Annotated in this window: 10 protein-coding genes; 8 read left to right on the top strand and 2 right to left on the bottom strand. The window is 63.2% G+C overall.

Going from position 1 to position 16,009, the window contains the following annotated elements:
- Window positions 1–19 precede the first annotated feature (19 nt).
- The 6 genes from guaD to PG900_RS02615 all read left to right on the top strand — a co-directional run bounded on the left by guaD (window position 20) and on the right by PG900_RS02615 (window position 10,749).
- Complete coding sequence (gene guaD / locus PG900_RS02590; RefSeq protein ID WP_270830857.1) at window positions 20–1,336, top strand: guanine deaminase; 1,317 nt, start codon at window positions 20–22, stop codon at window positions 1,334–1,336.
- A 285-nt stretch (window positions 1,337–1,621) separates the two neighbouring features.
- Window positions 1,622–2,998 (top strand): NCS2 family permease, encoded by a 1,377-nt coding sequence (locus tag PG900_RS02595; RefSeq protein WP_270831003.1) that lies wholly within the window; start codon window positions 1,622–1,624, stop codon window positions 2,996–2,998.
- 330 nt (window positions 2,999–3,328) lie between these two features.
- Window positions 3,329–5,647 (top strand): xanthine dehydrogenase molybdenum-binding subunit XdhA, encoded by a 2,319-nt coding sequence (xdhA, locus tag PG900_RS02600; RefSeq protein ID WP_270830858.1) that lies wholly within the window; start codon window positions 3,329–3,331, stop codon window positions 5,645–5,647.
- Window positions 5,640–6,518 (top strand): xanthine dehydrogenase FAD-binding subunit XdhB, encoded by an 879-nt coding sequence (gene xdhB / locus PG900_RS02605; RefSeq protein WP_270830859.1) that lies wholly within the window; start codon window positions 5,640–5,642, stop codon window positions 6,516–6,518. The genes xdhA and xdhB overlap by 8 nt, the downstream gene beginning before the upstream one ends.
- Window positions 6,515–7,000 (top strand): xanthine dehydrogenase iron sulfur-binding subunit XdhC, encoded by a 486-nt coding sequence (gene xdhC, locus PG900_RS02610; protein WP_270830860.1) that lies wholly within the window; start codon window positions 6,515–6,517, stop codon window positions 6,998–7,000. Before xdhB ends, xdhC begins: the two co-directional genes overlap by 4 nt.
- 530 nt (window positions 7,001–7,530) lie before the next feature.
- The gene (locus PG900_RS02615; RefSeq protein WP_270830861.1) at window positions 7,531–10,749 is read left to right on the top strand and encodes an ExeM/NucH family extracellular endonuclease; all 3,219 of its coding nucleotides are present in this window, start codon (window positions 7,531–7,533) and stop codon (window positions 10,747–10,749) included.
- A gap of 126 nt (window positions 10,750–10,875) precedes the next feature.
- Here the strand turns inward: PG900_RS02615 and PG900_RS02620 are convergent, their stop codons facing one another.
- Entirely contained in the window at window positions 10,876–11,421 is a 546-nt protein-coding gene (locus tag PG900_RS02620; RefSeq protein WP_016350791.1) for a glycine zipper 2TM domain-containing protein, read from the bottom strand.
- Window positions 11,422–11,926: 505 nt separating this feature from the next.
- Between PG900_RS02620 and PG900_RS02625 the strand changes: the two genes are divergently transcribed.
- The gene (locus PG900_RS02625; RefSeq protein WP_268000991.1) at window positions 11,927–12,115 is read left to right on the top strand and encodes a hypothetical protein; all 189 of its coding nucleotides are present in this window, start codon (window positions 11,927–11,929) and stop codon (window positions 12,113–12,115) included.
- A 60-nt stretch (window positions 12,116–12,175) separates the two neighbouring features.
- Here PG900_RS02625 and PG900_RS02630 read toward each other — a convergent pair whose 3' ends face one another.
- The gene (locus PG900_RS02630; RefSeq protein ID WP_253627780.1) at window positions 12,176–13,702 is read right to left on the bottom strand and encodes a YfcC family protein; all 1,527 of its coding nucleotides are present in this window, start codon (window positions 13,700–13,702) and stop codon (window positions 12,176–12,178) included.
- 635 nt (window positions 13,703–14,337) lie between these two features.
- Here PG900_RS02630 and PG900_RS02635 point away from each other — a divergent pair.
- On the top strand, window positions 14,338–15,960 hold the full coding sequence (locus tag PG900_RS02635) for an acyl-CoA synthetase (protein ID WP_270830862.1): 1,623 nt from the start codon (window positions 14,338–14,340) through the stop codon (window positions 15,958–15,960).
- The last annotated feature ends 49 nt before the right edge of the window (window positions 15,961–16,009 follow it).

Here is a 16,009-nt window from a genome sequence, read left to right on the forward strand (position 1 = left end):
AACAAGAGGGAATTGAGAGATGAAAAACGACAACTCCGTCAAGGCGGTGCGCGGCAGCTTCTTTGACATCACCCGGGTGGTGAGCCAGCCCGAGGAGATAGAGCCCAATGCCCGCCTCATCGAAGACGGCCTGCTGATCATCCGCAACGGCTGCATCGACTGGTTCGGCCAGTGGGAGGAGGGCCGTGATCGCATTCCGGCCCAGGTACGGGTGCGGGATTATCGCGGCAAGATGATAGTGCCCGGCTTCGTCGATACCCACATCCACTACCCGCAAAGCGAGATGGTGGGGGCCTATGGGGAGCAGCTGCTGGAGTGGCTCAACCGCCACACCTTCCCGGCCGAGCGGCGCTACAACGATCTCGAGTACGCCCGCGAGATGTCCACCTTCTTCATCAAGCAGCTGCTGCGAAACGGCACCACCACGGCGCTGGTGTTCGGCACCGTCCACCCCGAGTCGGTGGATGCCCTGTTCGAGGCGGCCAGTCGCATCAACATGCGGATGATCGCGGGCAAGGTGATGATGGATCGCAACGCGCCAGATTATCTGCTGGACACTGCCGAGAGCAGCTATGCGCAGAGCAAGGCACTCATCGAGCGCTGGCACGGCAATGGCCGTTTGCTCTACGCCATCACGCCGCGTTTTGCCCCCACCTCGACCCCGGCGCAGCTGGCGATGGCGAGACGACTGCGCGAAGAGTACCCGACCACCTATCTGCACACCCACCTGTGCGAGAACAAGGCCGAGATAGCCTGGGTGAAATCTCTCTTCCCAGAGCATCAGGGCTATCTCGACGTCTATCACCAGCACGGGCTCACCGGCCACAACTGCGTGTTTGCCCACTGCGTCCATCTGGAAGAGCAGGAGTGGGATTGCCTGAAGGAGACCGGCTCCACCATCGCCTTCTGCCCCACCTCCAACCTCTATCTGGGCAGTGGCCTCTTCAAGCTGCACAAGGCGTGGCACAAGCAGGTGAAGGTGGGGATGGGCACCGACATCGGCGCCGGTACCACCTTCAACATGCTGCAGACCCTCAACGAGGCCTACAAGGTGATGCAGTTGCAGGGCGAGCGGCTCTCGGCCTATCAGGCCTTCTACCTGGCCACCCTGGGCGGCGCCCATGCGCTGGGGCTGGACGAGCAGATCGGCAGCTTCGCGGTGGGCAAGGAGGCGGATTTCGTGGTGCTCGACCCGGTCGCCACCCCGTTGCAGCAGCTGCGCTACGACAACTCCACCACCTTGCGCGACAAGCTGTTCGTGCTGCTGACCCTGGGGGATGACAGATCCATCTATCGCACCTACGTGGATGGTCAGCTGGTGCACGAGCGGGGTTGATCCGGTTTTCAAAGCAGAGGGGCGGGCATGCTCGCCCCGGGAACACGGCAGCAGGGACCAGCGTGGTGCCTGCGCCGCACGACAGGCGAGGCGCTTGCCCCGCCACAGCAGGTGAAATGGCCCGGTTTTTTTAGACGGCAAGTCAAACGTTTGCCTTGCCTGCCAACCCCATGATGCCGGCGACCGTGGCAGCAGAGATCCACGGCACCGACCGCCATTTCGTCACGACACATTCAGGGATGCAGGAAGGAGTCGGCCATGAGCCAGACAAGCAGGATAAACGAGATGGACGGGGCAGTTGCGGACAAAGGGGCGGCGGCGGGACGACAGCCCGCCGGCGGCGCGCTTGATCGCTACTTCATGATCAGCGAGCGGGGCAGCAATGTGCGCCAGGAGGTGCTGGCGGGGCTCACCACCTTTCTCGCCATGGTCTATTCGGTGATCGTGGTGCCCAGCATGCTCGGCAAGGCGGGCTTTCCCCCCGGCGCCGTGTTCGTGGCCACCTGTCTGGTGGCAGGCTTTGGTTCGCTGCTGATGGGGCTCTGGGCCAAGCTGCCGATGGCCATCGGCTGCGCCATCTCGCTTACCGCCTTTACCGCCTTCAGCCTGGTGCTGGGGCAGCAGATCGCCATCCCGGTGGCGCTCGGCGCCGTCTTTCTGATGGGGGTGCTGTTTACCGCCATCTCGGTGACCGGAGTGCGCAGCTGGATCCTCGACAACCTGCCGATGGGGATTGCCCACGGCACCGGCATCGGCATCGGGCTCTTCCTGCTGCTGATCGCCGCCAACGGGGTGGGGCTGGTGATCAAGAACCCGCTGGAGGGGCTGCCGGTGGCGCTGGGGGCCTTCACCTCCATGCCGGTCATCATGTCTCTCATCGGGCTGGCGGTCATCGTCGGGCTGGAGAAGCTCAAGGTGCCGGGCGGGATCCTCTTGGTGATCATCGCCATCTCCATTTTCGGTCTCATCTTCGATCCGGCGGTCAAGTACCAGGGGTTGTTCGCCATGCCGAGCCTCGCCGACGAGCAGGGCAAGTCCCTCATCTTCAGCCTGGACATCATGGGGGCGCTCTCGCCGCTGGTGCTGCCAAGCGTGCTGGCGCTGGTGATGACGGCGGTGTTTGATGCAACCGGCACCATTCGCGCCGTGGCGGGGCAGGCCAATCTGCTGGACAAGGATGGCCACATCATCAACAGCGGCAAGGCGCTCAGCGCCGACTCCATCAGCAGCATCTTCTCCGGTCTGGTGGGGGCCGCGCCGGCCGCCGTCTACATCGAATCGGCGGCGGGCACCGCGGCAGGCGGCAAGACCGGTCTCACCGCCACCGTGGTGGGGGTCTTGTTCCTGTTGATGTTGTTCCTCTCGCCGCTCTCCTACCTGGTGCCGGCCTATGCCACCGCACCGGCATTGATGTACGTGGGTCTCTTGATGCTGAGCAACGTCGCCCGACTCGACTTCGATGACTTCGTCGGGGCCATGTCCGGCCTGCTGTGCGCCGTCTTCATCGTGCTCACCTGCAACATCGTCACCGGCATCATGCTGGGCTTCAGCGCCCTGGTGATCGGCCGCATCTGCTCGAAGGAGTGGCGCAAGCTCAACGTCGGCACCGTCATCATCGCCCTGGCGCTGGTGCTCTTCTACGCTGGCGGCTGGGCCATCTAGTCCGCATCGCGTCCTTCTCTATCGCGGGGCCAGCCTCTCTTGGCCGGCCCCGCCCTTCAAACCGCACTCATACCATTTTGATAACGGGGCTTACCAGATTGATAACGCCGCCGACCACTGGCGCCGCCGAGTCCTCCATGGGCTGCTGCTGCGGGGCTGGCCACGGCCATGACGGAGAGCCTGATGGGCGCCGGATGGGATCTTCTTCACACTTCTTCCCTTTGCTCGCCGCCTTTGCCCCCCGGTTGGCCCGCCTTGCCGGAAACGGGCGCATATCTTGCTGTTTTTTATACCGGTTCTGATTTTTTCTGCCTGACAAAGGACTTGCATATGTCCATAGGATTACCGCTCAAGCGGGTGGATGCCGAGGCCAAGGTGACCGGCAGCGCCCGCTACACCGACGACAACATCATGCTCGGCATGCGCCACGCCAAGTACGTGCGAAGCCATATCGCCCACGGCAAGGTGCTCACCATCGATGCCAGCGAGGCGCTGGCCCTGCACGGGGTCGAAGCCGTGTTCACCCACGAGGATGTGCCCACCACCTGTTTTCGTACCGCCGGTCACGCCTGGTCCCTCGATGAGACCAAGCGGGACGTGAAAGACCGGCGCCTGCTCACCGACCATGTGCGTCACTTCGGCGATGGCGTCGCCATCGTGGTGGCCCGCGATCCCCTGGTTGCCGAGAAGGCCGCCGCCCTGGTCAAGGTGACCTACGAGCCGCTGCCGGTGATGACGGATGCGGCCAGCGCCCTGGCCGAGGGGGCCTATCCCATACACCCAACCGGCAACCTGCTGCGCCAGAGCCAGATCCGGGCGGGGGAACCGGAGCAGGCCATCGCCGCCGCCGACTTGCAGTTCAAGGGGCACTACCAGACGCCGGTGGTGCAGCACTGCCATCTGGAGACGGTCACCTGCTACGCCTACATGGATCAGCCGGACCACATCATCGTCGTCAGCAGCACCCAGATCCCCCAGATTGTGCGCAGCCGGGTGGCCAAATCCCTCGGCCTGCCCTGGTCGAGCGTGCGGGTGATTAAGCCCTACATGGGCGGCGGTTTTGGCAACAAGCAGGATGTGCTGGAAGAGCCGATGGCGGCGTTTCTGAGCTACCAGCTCGGTGGCGTGCCGGTCAAGGTGACCCTGAGCCGGGAGGAGTGCTTCTTTGCCTCCCGCACCCGCCACGGCTTTGCCATCGACGGCACCCTCGGCATCAGCCGGGATGGCACCCTCAAGGGGTATCAGCTGGACGTGCTCTCCAACACCGGCGGCTATGCCTCCCACGGCCACTCCATCGCCAGCGCCGGCGCCAACAAGATAAGCTACCTCTATCCGCGCAGCGCCTTTGGCTATGACGCCAAAACCTTCTACAGCAACCTGCCCACCGCCGGTGCCATGCGCGGTTACGGCGCGCCGCAGGTGGTGTTTGCCCTCGAATGCATGCTGGACGATGCCTGCGCCGAGTTGGGTCTGGATCCGCTTGCGGTGCGCATCGCCAACGTGGCCCGCGAAGGGGACGTCAATCAGGTCAACCAGAAGACCATCTACAGCGCAGGGCTCCCTGAGTGTCTGCGTCGGGGCGGCGAGCAGTTCCAGTGGGAGCGGCTCAAGGCCGAGTGTCTGGCACAGGATCCGGCGAGCCGGGTACGACGCGGCATCGGGGTGGCCTGCTTCAGCTACGGCTCCAACACCTATCCGGTGGGGGTCGAAATTGCCGGCGCCCGTATGCTGCTCAATCAGGATGGCACCGTCAATCTGCAGATCGGCGCCACCGAGATAGGACAGGGATCGGACACCGTCTTTGCCCAGATGGCGGCCCAGACCTTGGGCATTCCGTTTGAGCAGATCCGGGTCATTTCGACCCAGGATACCGACATCACCGCCTACGATCCGGGCTCGTTCGCCTCGCGCCAGAGCTATGTGGCGGCCCCCGCCATCCATCAGGCGGCGCTGCAGTTGCGGGCCCGCATTTTGTCGCTGGCAGCCCAGCTCTGCCATCAGGATGTGGGGTCGCTCACCCTGATCGACGGTTACGTGGTGCTGGCCGGTGCGCCGGACAAGGTGCTGATAAGCGTCGCCGAGGTATCGGTCAACGCCTATTACCACCTCACCATCGGCGGCCAGATCACCTCGGAGGTCTCCCACAAGACCACCACCAACCCGCCCAGTTTTGGCTGCACCTTCGTCGATCTCAGTGTCGACATCGATCTCTGCAAGGTGACCATCAACCGCATTCTCAACCTGCACGATGCGGGCAAGATCCTCAACCCGCAGCTGGCGGAGGGGCAGGTGCACGGCGGCATGGGGATGGGGATCGGCTGGTCCCTGTTCGAGGAGATGATCATCGACGCCAAGACCGGCGTGGTGCGCAACCCCAACCTGCTCGACTACAAGTTCCCCACCATGCTGGACTTGCCCGAGCTTGAATGCGATTTCGTGCAGACCTACGAGCCCCAGTCGGTCTATGGCCATAAATCCCTGGGGGAACCGCCCATCATCTCGCCGGGCCCGGCGATCCGTAACGCCATTCGCATGGCGACCGGGGTCGCCATCAACGAGCTGCCCATCACCCCCAAGACCCTGTTTCGGGAGTTTGTCGCGGCGGGTCTGATTGGCGAGGGAGCAGGGGAGGAGCAACGCCATGTTTGATATTGCCCGTTACTACAAGGCCCACAGCGTGGCCGAGGCAATCGCCTTGCGCCAGGCCGACCCAGAGGCGCGCCTCTTGGCCGGTGGCACCGATGTGATGATCCAGCTCCATCACCTCAACGCAGCCTATCGTCATATCGTCGATATTCACGACTTGCCCGAACTCAAGGGGGTGAGCGAGCTGGCCGACGGCTCTATTCGCATCGGCTCTGGCACCACCTTTACCGAGCTCATCGAAAACGAGCTGGTGCAGCGCCGCCTGCCGATGCTGGCCGAGGCCGCCGCCACCATCGCCGGCCCGCAGATCCGCAACGTGGCCACCTATGGCGGCAACATCTGCAACGGCGCCACCAGTGCCGACTCGGCGGCGCCTACGGTTGCGCTGGAGGCCGAGCTGGAAATCGCCGGCCCCGATGGCACGCGCCGCATCCCCATCGCCGGATTTCATACCGGCCCGGGCAAGGTGGCGCTGCAACCGGCGGAAATCCTGGTGGCGTTTCACTTTGCCCCGGACGCGCACCCCCAGGTGGGCTCCCACTACTTCAAGTACGCCATGCGGGGTGCCATGGATATCGCCACCATCGGCTGCGCCGCCTACTGCCAGATTGAGGATGGCCACTTCAAATGCCTGCGGCTGGCCTACGGGGTGGCGGCACCGACACCGGTGCGCACGCCTCACGCGGAAGCCGCGGCCGAGGGGCAACCCCTGACTCGCGCCACGCTGGCCGCGATTGCCGAGGCGGTGGTGGCCGATGTGGCGCCGCGCTCCTCCTGGCGGGCGGAGAAAGCCTTTCGCCTGCACCTGATCAAGACCCTGGCGCAGCGGGTGATCACCTGCGCCGTCGAACGTGCCGGAGGCAAAATTCTATGATGCAACCGCAAACCTGTCCCGCCGTGGAAATCCAGTGCGAAATCAACGGCAAGCCTTACTGCTACGCTGTGTCCCCCAATATGTCGCTGCTCCACTTCCTGCGCGGCCAGGGGCTGATCAGCGTGAAAGAGGGGTGCAGTGTCGGTGAGTGCGGCGCCTGTACCGTGCGGGTGGATGGCACCGCCATCGACAGCTGCCTCTATCTGGCGGTATGGGCCGATGGCAAATCCATTCGCACCGTGGAGGGGGAGCGTAAGGGGAATCAGCTCTCCGATGTGCAGCAGGCCTTCATCGACGAGGGGGCAGTGCAGTGTGGTTTTTGTACCCCGGGCCTTGTGATGGCGAGCGCCGCCCTGCTCGACAAGACAGATCGCCGACCCTTGACCGAGGCGGAGATCCGCCGAGGCCTGTCGGGGAATCTGTGTCGCTGCACCGGTTATCAGAACGTGGTGCGGGCGGTGAAGAAGTGCTGCAAGGGGTGACGGAGTCGCCCCTCGATGAGCCTTGCAAACCGTCGTTCGGCACTGACATGACGGCGCCTGAAATAGGCTGGGAGGTTATTTTCACCCCGCCGCTCAAGCGTGCATCTGGTTATTTTGGGCGGGCAATGGGGGGCACCCATCCGGTGTCGCTTACCAGATCGCCTAATTAATAAACAGGCTGCTGCGTGCGGCAGCTGGTGGGGTGGCAAGCGACTGTTTTTACGCGATATGTCAGCTTGTGTCGCCATCTTGTGCGCCCCTTTTGCCTATTGGCGGCAGCAAATACCGGCGGGCGGGAAATAACGGAAAATAGTGGCAAGGGGTCTGAAAAAAGCCCCCTTTTTTGTCACCTGGTCGCAACATTTTTCTGTAATTGTTAGCCAGCTCGCGGTGACCCTTCGCGCAAACGGGCAGAGTAGGCGCCATGGTCGGCAAAGGCCGCCATGATGCGCAATCAGGGTTGTAATCAGGTGCTGCGGCCCGTCTGGCGGGGCGCAAAACATAACATCAAAAAGAAAAAGGAAACTGGCATGTCAGGAAGACACTCTCTGGTAGCGCTGGCCGTCGGGCTGGCGCTGGCGGGACCGGCACAGGCACAGCTGCTCATCAGCGAATACCTGGAAGGCTCGGGCAACAACAAGGCGGTGGAGCTGAGCAACCTCGGCAGCGACCTTGTCGATCTCTCCCAATATCGGTTGGCGCTCTACGCCAACGGCAAACCCATCAGCGAATCACCCACCAACAGTCTGGCGCTGCAAGGCACGCTGGCCCCTGGCGCCACCTTGGTGCTGGCCAACCCCTCCGCCAGCAGCGAGATCCTGGCCAAGGCCAACCGCACCAGCGGCAACCTGGTGTTCAACGGTGACGACGCTCTGGTGCTCTATCGCGGCAGCGAGATAGTGGACAGCTTCGGCCAGGTGGGGGTGGATCCGGGCTCGGCCTGGGTGTCGGGCGGCGTCTCGACCCTGGACATGACCCTGCGCCGCAAGGCCACCGTCACCATGGGTCGGACTGATGCAACCGCCCCCTTCGATCCGGCGCTGGAATACGTGGCCGCCCCGAAAGATGACGGCAGTGGCCTGGGTTGCAGCGGCGATGGTCCCTGCGATGGTACCCAGCCGCCCGCCTTCGTCTGCCCGGTGGACAGCCTGGTGCCGGTGCCCGCCATTCAGGGCCCCGGCACCAGCAGCCCGCTGGTGCCGGCCGGCAAGTTCGAGTCCGAACAGGCCTACGCCACCCGCGGCGTGGTGACCCAGGTAGTCAGCGGCCTCTACAAGGGCTTCTTCATTCAGGATGAGCAGGGGGATGGCGATCCGGCCACCTCCGACGGCCTCTTCGTTTACAGCACCAAGGCCAATGCTGCCGTCGTGCCGGGGGCCGAAGTGTGCGTCTCTGGCAAGGTGAAGGAGTATTTCAACCAGACCCAGCTCAACGCCGACGAGCTGGTGGTGACCCGGCCGCTGGGGGCCATCCCGGCCGCGGTGGATCTGCTGCCGGTGGCGGGCGAGAGCCTGAGCCAGCTGCTGGAGCGTCACGAGGGGATGCAGGTACGGCTGGTGCCGGGCTCCAGCCTGGTGGTGACCCGCAACTTCAGCTTCGATTACGACGGCAAGCGCAACAACCTGGTGCTGGCCTATGGCGCGCCGCTCATCAAGTCGACCCAGAAATTTGCCGCCATGAGCCAGGAGGCGAGCAACTGGGCCCTGCGCAACCAGCAGAACCAGCTGGTGGTGGAGACCGACGCCAAGGCGCCGGATGGCGTGCTGCCCTGGTTCCCCGGCTTCAACGCCGAGTACGGTTACCTGCGCATCGGCGACAAGCTCAACGGGCTGGAAGGGGCGCTTGGCTACTCCTACAACCTGTTCCGACTGGTGGCCAGCAACCGCATTGGCGCCAGCCAGATAGATCACAGTGGCTGGGATCGGGTGGAAACGCCGGAACTTGCCGAGGCGGGGGATCTGCGGGTCGCCAGCTTCAATGTGCTCAACTTCTTCACCACGGTCGTGGGGGGCGATGCCAACCCCACCGGCAGCAACCGGGGCGCCCCGACGGTGGCGGAGTTCGAGCTGCAGCGCACCAAGATCGTCAGCGCCATCACCCGCCTCAATGCCGATGTGGTGGGGCTGATGGAGATAGAGAACAACGGCTACGGTGACAACTCCGCCATCGCCAACCTGGTGGCGGCCTTGAACGCTGCCCAGCCGGATGAGGCGGATCACTACCGCTGGATTGCCTCGCCGGATGGCAAGCCGATTGGCACCGACGCCATCACGGTGGGGCTGATCTACCGACCCGCCAAGGTGACCCCGGAGGGGGCCGCCAGCCTCATCGCGCTGCCGGTGCAGCAGGCCGAGGCGGTGGATGCCAGCGGCAAGCCGGTGACCATCAACCAGGGGATGCGCGAGTCGCTGGTGCAGCGCTTCAGCTCGCCCAAGGGGGATGCGCCGCTGACCTTGGTGGTCAACCACCTCAAGTCCAAGGGTTCCGCCTGCTTCGAAGATTACCCCGACTACGCCACTGCCGATCCGCTGGATGGCCAGGGCCACTGCAATGCGCTGCGGGTCTCCGCCGCCAAGGTGCTGGGAGAACAGCTCAAGGATTTGGCCGGGGATCTGCTGCTCATTGGCGACATGAACGCCTACGGCATGGAGGATCCGATCCGGGTGCTGACCGACTATGATCCGGCTGCCCAGGCGCGCCAGATCATGAGCGCCTCCTTCACCACCCTGGCGGGTCAGCCCTTCGAGGAGAGCGGCAGCGTCCTTGGCAAGGGGTATGGTCTGGTGAACCTCAACACCCGCTTCCACGGCACCGACACCTACTCCTACAGCTACGAAGGGGAGCTCGGCAACCTGGATCACGCCCTGGCAAACCCGAGCCTCGCGGCCAAGGTGATCGGCATCGAGGATTGGCACATCAATTCCGCCGAGAGCAACTTCTTCGAGTACGGCACTAAGTACAGCGGCCAGCTGGCGAAATCCGAAGGGCCCTTCAGCGCCTCGGATCACGATCCGGTGCTGGTGGCCATCCAGTATCCGCTGCCACCCGCCGGGGTATTGAGCCTCGAGAGCGCCGCTGCCAATGTGGAGGAGGGCAACACCCTGGCCTTGAGCGTGGCGCGCCGCGACGGCAGCTATGGGGAGGTCAGCGTCAGCTACCGCATTGCCTACGGCAGCGCCGATGCCAACGACGTGGCACCGCTCACCGGCACCCTGCACTGGGCCGCCGGGCAGAGCGACAGTCAGACCATCAGCATCCCGGTGAAGAGCGACACCCTGCGCGAAGGGGACGAGACCTTTACCCTGGAGCTGTTTGACCCGAGTGGCGCGACCCTGGGCGAGCAGCACCAGACCCTGGTGACCATCAAGGACAAGCTGGCGCCGTCCACCATCTCGCTGGCGCGCGCCAGCCTGACGGTGAACGAGGGGCAGTGGTTTGCCGAGATCCCGCTGGTGCGCAGTGGCGATCTGAGCAAGCCGGCCCGGGCCCGGGTGGCCCTTGACGGGGTCACTGCGCGCTGGGGGCTGGATTTCCTGCCCTGGTTCGGCCAATCGGTGAGCTGGGCCGCAGGCGAGGGGGGCAGCAAGTCGGTCAAGGTGCTGATCATCGATGACTGGTTTGTCGAGCCGACCGAGCAGTTCAAGGTGAGCCTGGCTGCATTGCAAGGTGGCCAACCGGGTAACCTGCAGGAGACCCGGGTCGACATTCTGGACAACGACAAGTCCTGGTGGCCCTTCGGTCGCCACTGAGGATGATTGAGCAATAAGAAAGGGGCCTGCGGGCCCCTTTCTGTTGTTTCTGTTATCGGCCAGGAGCGCCAAAAACAGCGAGGCCCATCACCAGGATGGGCCTCTGAGCGGGACAGGCTGACGGGATCAGCTGCCGCTCTGGGGGCCGTCGATCACCAGCTTGCCATCCTTGACCGGGATGGTGGCGCCGGGGGCCTTGTTCATGCGGATCACCCCTTCCTGACCGGCGAGGCGGTAGGTGACGTCATAACCCAGGGTGCGGGTGCTGCTCTCTTGCACCGTCTTGCAGCGCTGCTCGGTGGTGGTGTAGGTATCACCGGCCTGCATGTTGCCCTGCACCTGGTTGCCGGCATAGCCCCCCGCCACGGCACCCGCGGCGGTTGCCACCTTCTTGCCGTTGCCGCCACCAAACTGGTTGCCAAGCACGCCGCCCAGCGCCGCGCCAACCACGGTACCCAGGATCTTGTGCTCGTCCTGCACCGGCTTGCGGTGGGTCACGGTGACGTTGCGACACTCCTGACGGGGGGTCTTGATGGTCTCGGTCACCGCTTTGCTGGCCAGCACTTCGGCGAACTGAGGCTGTGATGAAAACAGGGATCCGCTGGCGGCGGCTGACAAGGCCAGCGCAGAGGCCACACCGATCCCGACTCCTGCCAACATGGATTTGTTCATTCTCTCTTCTCCTCAAATGCATCACGGGATGCGTCTCTTGCTTGCGGTCATCTTGGCACAAGGGCAAGGAGGCACAAGGCAAAGCCGGTACGGGCACGACAGCCCCTGACTACACCGAAAAGAGCCTCGTCAAAAAGGTGTCGGGCTTTGGCGACAAGGGGCGGGATGAAGGCAGCAAAAGCGATCTGCGAGTGGCATTTTGCGATTCAGATGGGCCTATTTTCCCATTTTGCGCCAATCTGCTGCCACCACCGGTTGGCGCAGTGGCAAACAAGGGGGGCCTAGTCGTCAACAAGGGCCAGTCAAGGCGCGCCAACCGCTTGATAAATCACTGTTGCCAGGATGGCTGGCGGCCGATAACAGATCACGGCAAGCATTATGCTTGCTCTGTTGGCAGAGAGGATCAATCGCGCGTCTCTGGCGGCCCGCACCAATGTGAGCCGGCAGGCGCCACCCGCAGTCAGGCCAGTTCGGCTGCGGTTATCCGGTCAGCAAGGGGGTTCATATGTCGATGCTGCCAAGATGGATACAACCGGCTGTGCAGGCCGGCATCATCACCCAGGAACAAGCCCAGCGGTTGCTGGACTCCCTCTATCAACCCCTCTGTGAGACGGCGCAGGAGCTGCCCGCCGACCTCGCCGACATCAGCCTCAAGCTGTTCTGTTTTCGCCAGCAGCACAGGGTGCGCCACTAGTTCCCCCGGATCTGCGCCCTGGATAAGGCATGACCCCCGCCTAGGCGGGGGTCATGTGCGCTAGATCAGCATCACTTGCGCTACCAGCATCAGGGCACCAAAGCCCAGCACGAAGCCCACCATGGGCAGCACGAACCTGACCCATTGGTTGAACTGGATGCCGAGCATCTGCAGGGTGACCAGCACCAGTCCGGTGGGGGCCAGGAACAGCATGGCGTACTGCCCCCAGTTGTAGGCCGACACCACTATGTAGCGCGGGATCATCACGGTATCCGCCAGCGGTGCCATGATGGGCATGGAGAGCACCGCCAGCCCAGAGGAGGAGGGCACCACCAGCCCCAGCAGGGTGAACACCAGCATCTGGGCCACCGCAAACACGGCGCCGTGCATGCCGGCCACCAGACTGGAGGCATAGGCCAGGATGGTGTCCGAGATCATCCCCTGATCCAGCACCAGATTGACCCCCCGCGCCAGCCCGATGATGAGCGAGACGGCCACCAGCTCGGACGCCCCCTGAGTGAAGGCCTCGACCGCCTCTTTCTCCTTGAGGCCGGAGATGAAGATAATGACGATGGCGACGGCCAGGAAGGAGGCCGCCATCTGCGGGAACCACCAGCCAGCCATTGAGACGCCCCACACCATCAGGGGGAAGGCGAGGATGAACAAGGTCAGGATGATCTTGCGGCGCAGGGTGAAGGGGACCCCTTCATCGAGGGAGCCCTCTTTCAGGAAGCGGGCCCGAAAGCTCTCTCTGTCTTCATAGGTGTAGGAGAAGGCCGGGTTGGCCTTGATCTTCTTGCAGTACCAGTAGAGATAACCGATCACCACCAGGGTGCCCACCAGACAGCCGACGGCGCGAAAGCTCAGCCCCTCGGTAAAGGGGATGCCGGCGGCGTTGGAGGCGATCACCACCGAGAAGGGGTTGATGGTGGAGAAAGTGGTGCCCATGGAGGCGGCAAGGAAGATGGCCCCCACGCAGACGATGGCGTCATAGCCGAGCGCCAGAAAGATGGGCACCAGGATGGGATAGAAGGCGACGGCCTCTTCCTCCAGTCCGCAGGTGGTGCCCCCCAACGCCATCACCAAGCAGACCAGCGCCACAAACAGGAACTCGTTGCCGCGGGTCTTGCGCGACAGCGCCACCAGCCCCGCATTGAAGGCACCGGTCTTGTTGATGACGCCGATCAGCCCCCCCAGCACCAGGATGAAGACGATGATGTCGGCCCCCTCTATGGTGCCCTTGACCATGCTCACCGCCACGTCGGAAAGCCCCTTCGGCGCCTGGGCCAGCCGCTCATAGGTACCGGGGATGGCGATGGGCTTGCGGATGGTGCCATTGACGAACTGCTCCACCCCGATATTGATGTCGAGTCTGGTCAGTTCATCCTGAGTGGCGGGCACTCGCCGGGTTTCCCCTTGCGGCGTATTGATGGTCAGCATATGGCTGGCGGCATTATAAGAGAGCTTGGCATAGGCACCCGCCGGAATTATCCAGGTGAGGGCGATGGCCAACAACATGATCAAAAACAAAATGGTAAACGCGGTGGGAAATTGTCTGCGGGTCTGGGTATTCGGCTCGGCACACATAAAATGCTCCTCGATAAAGCAGGTTCGGGCTCGGCGGAATATCGGGTCGATAGGGTTCCTTCGTCATGCAGTGGGAGTGCGCAAACTCACTAGTTGTAGCGCATCGTATGGCGAGAAATCTGGCCTGATATTGAACATCCGGTAGATTGTTTCACCAGGAAACCATAACCCGCCGAGGGGAGGCATGAATAGCGCTGCGGGCCTGCTTTATGGAAGCCGTCACAAAATATATTTCATGAGGAATCTGTCATTAATTTTATAGCAATAAGCGGATGCACTTTTTTATGCCATAAATATCCATCTGGCGATATTTGGAAATATATCGATATCGGCAAGCCTGCAACCAGATATGGCCAGCTTGCATGCAAGCATCAGCATATTCATTATTTGCCGGGTTTTATGCCGAGGATATTGGCCGTCGACATTTGTCGCTGAAAAAACAGGCACCAGCATGCAGCTCGGTCAGATTCGCGGCGCCAGCACCGCGCCTCTAAGACGTTTTGCTAATACCTGTGGCCATCACCTCGCGCTAGGCTGTGATCCCCGATACGAGCACCCTCTGGCAGGACGCCAGAGGGTGGTTGCCGGCGCTCCCGGGAGCGCACCGCTTTTGCTACCTGTGAGGAAGGAACCCGATGACAGAGCAGAACATCTATCAGCGCGATCTGGAAAAAAATCCCGCCAATTACCAGGCGCTGACCCCCATCAGCTTTCTGGGGCGGACCGCCCAGGTCTACCCCGACTATCCGGCGCTGATCCACGGCCCCCTGCGCCAGAGCTGGGCCCAGACCGAGCGACGCTGCCGCCAGCTGGCCTCGGCCCTTCGCCGCCGCGGCATCGGCGAGGGGGATACCGTCTCCATCGTCGCCCCCAATACCCCGGCCATGTTCGAGGCCCACTTCGGGGTGCCCATGAGCGGTGCCGTGCTCAACACCATCAACACCCGGCTCGATGCCGAGTCGATGGCCTTTATCTTCCAGCATGCCCAGAGCAAGGTGGTGCTGGTGGACCGGGAATTCGGCGCCGTGGTGCGCAAGGCGCTGGCATTGATTGAACTCGCGCCGCTGCTCATCGCCATCGACGATCCCCTCTACCGGGAGGGGGAGCTGGTCAGCGACCTTGACTATGAGGGGTTTCTTGCAGAGGGCAATGGGGATGAGCCAGGCTGGCTGCCGCTAGATGAGTGGCAGGCGATTTCCCTCAACTACACCTCCGGCACCACCGGCAACCCCAAGGGGGTGGTCTATCACCATCGCGGCGCCCACCTCAATGCGGTCAACAACGTGCTCTCCTGGGAGTTGCCCAAGCACAGCGTCTATCTCTGGACCCTGCCGATGTTTCACTGCAACGGCTGGTGCTTCCCCTGGACCCTGGCGGCGACGGCCGGGGTCAGCGTCTGCCTGCGCCATGTGCAGGCGGCGGCCATCTATGAGGCGCTGCACGAGCACAAGGTGACCCATTTTTGCGCCGCCCCCATCGTACTCAACATGCTCAACAACGCCGATCCGGCCCTCAAACGCGGGCTCGACCACCCCATCAAGGCGATGACGGCAGGGGCGGCGCCCCCCGCCACCGTGATCGCCGGCATGGAGGCGATGGGGATCGCCGTGACCCACGTCTACGGCCTCACCGAAACCTATGGCCCCTGCGTGCTGTGCGAGCCGCAGCAGAGCTGGCAGGGGCAGGATGCCACCACGTTGTCGCGTCTCAAGGCGCGCCAGGGTGTTGCGTCACCGCTGCAGGGAGAGATGCGGGTAATCAACCCGGTCAGCGGCGAGCCGGTCCCCCGGGATGGCAAGACCATGGGCGAAATCGTGCTGCGCGGCAATGTGGTGATGAAGGGCTATCTCAAGAACCCGGTCGCCAGCGCCGAGGCGATGGCGGAGGGGTGGTTTCGCAGCGGCGATCTGGCGGTATGGCACCCGGACGGTTACGTGGAGATCAAGGACAGATCCAAGGACATCATCATCTCCGGCGGGGAGAACATCTCCAGTCTGGAGGTGGAGGATGTACTCTATCGCCATCCCGATGTGGACGAGGTGGCGGTGATAGCCATGCCGGACGAGAAGTGGGGGGAGGTGCCCTGCGCCTTCGTCAAGCTCAAGGAGGGGCGCGAACTCACCCAGGCCGAACTCATTGCGTTTTGCCGCGAGCAGATGGCCCACTTCAAGGCACCCAAGCGCATCATCTTCACCCCGCTGCCGAAAACCTCCACCGGCAAGGTGCAGAAATTTATGCTGCGCCAGCAGCTGGGGTAGGAGCTAGCCACTCTCATCCCAAGTTTTGAGTTGGTGCCATTTTGCCTGG

Origin of the sequence: Aeromonas sp. QDB03 (assembly GCF_027707985.1) — a bacterium.
In the GTDB taxonomy this organism is placed as follows: domain Bacteria; phylum Pseudomonadota; class Gammaproteobacteria; order Enterobacterales; family Aeromonadaceae; genus Aeromonas; species Aeromonas hydrophila.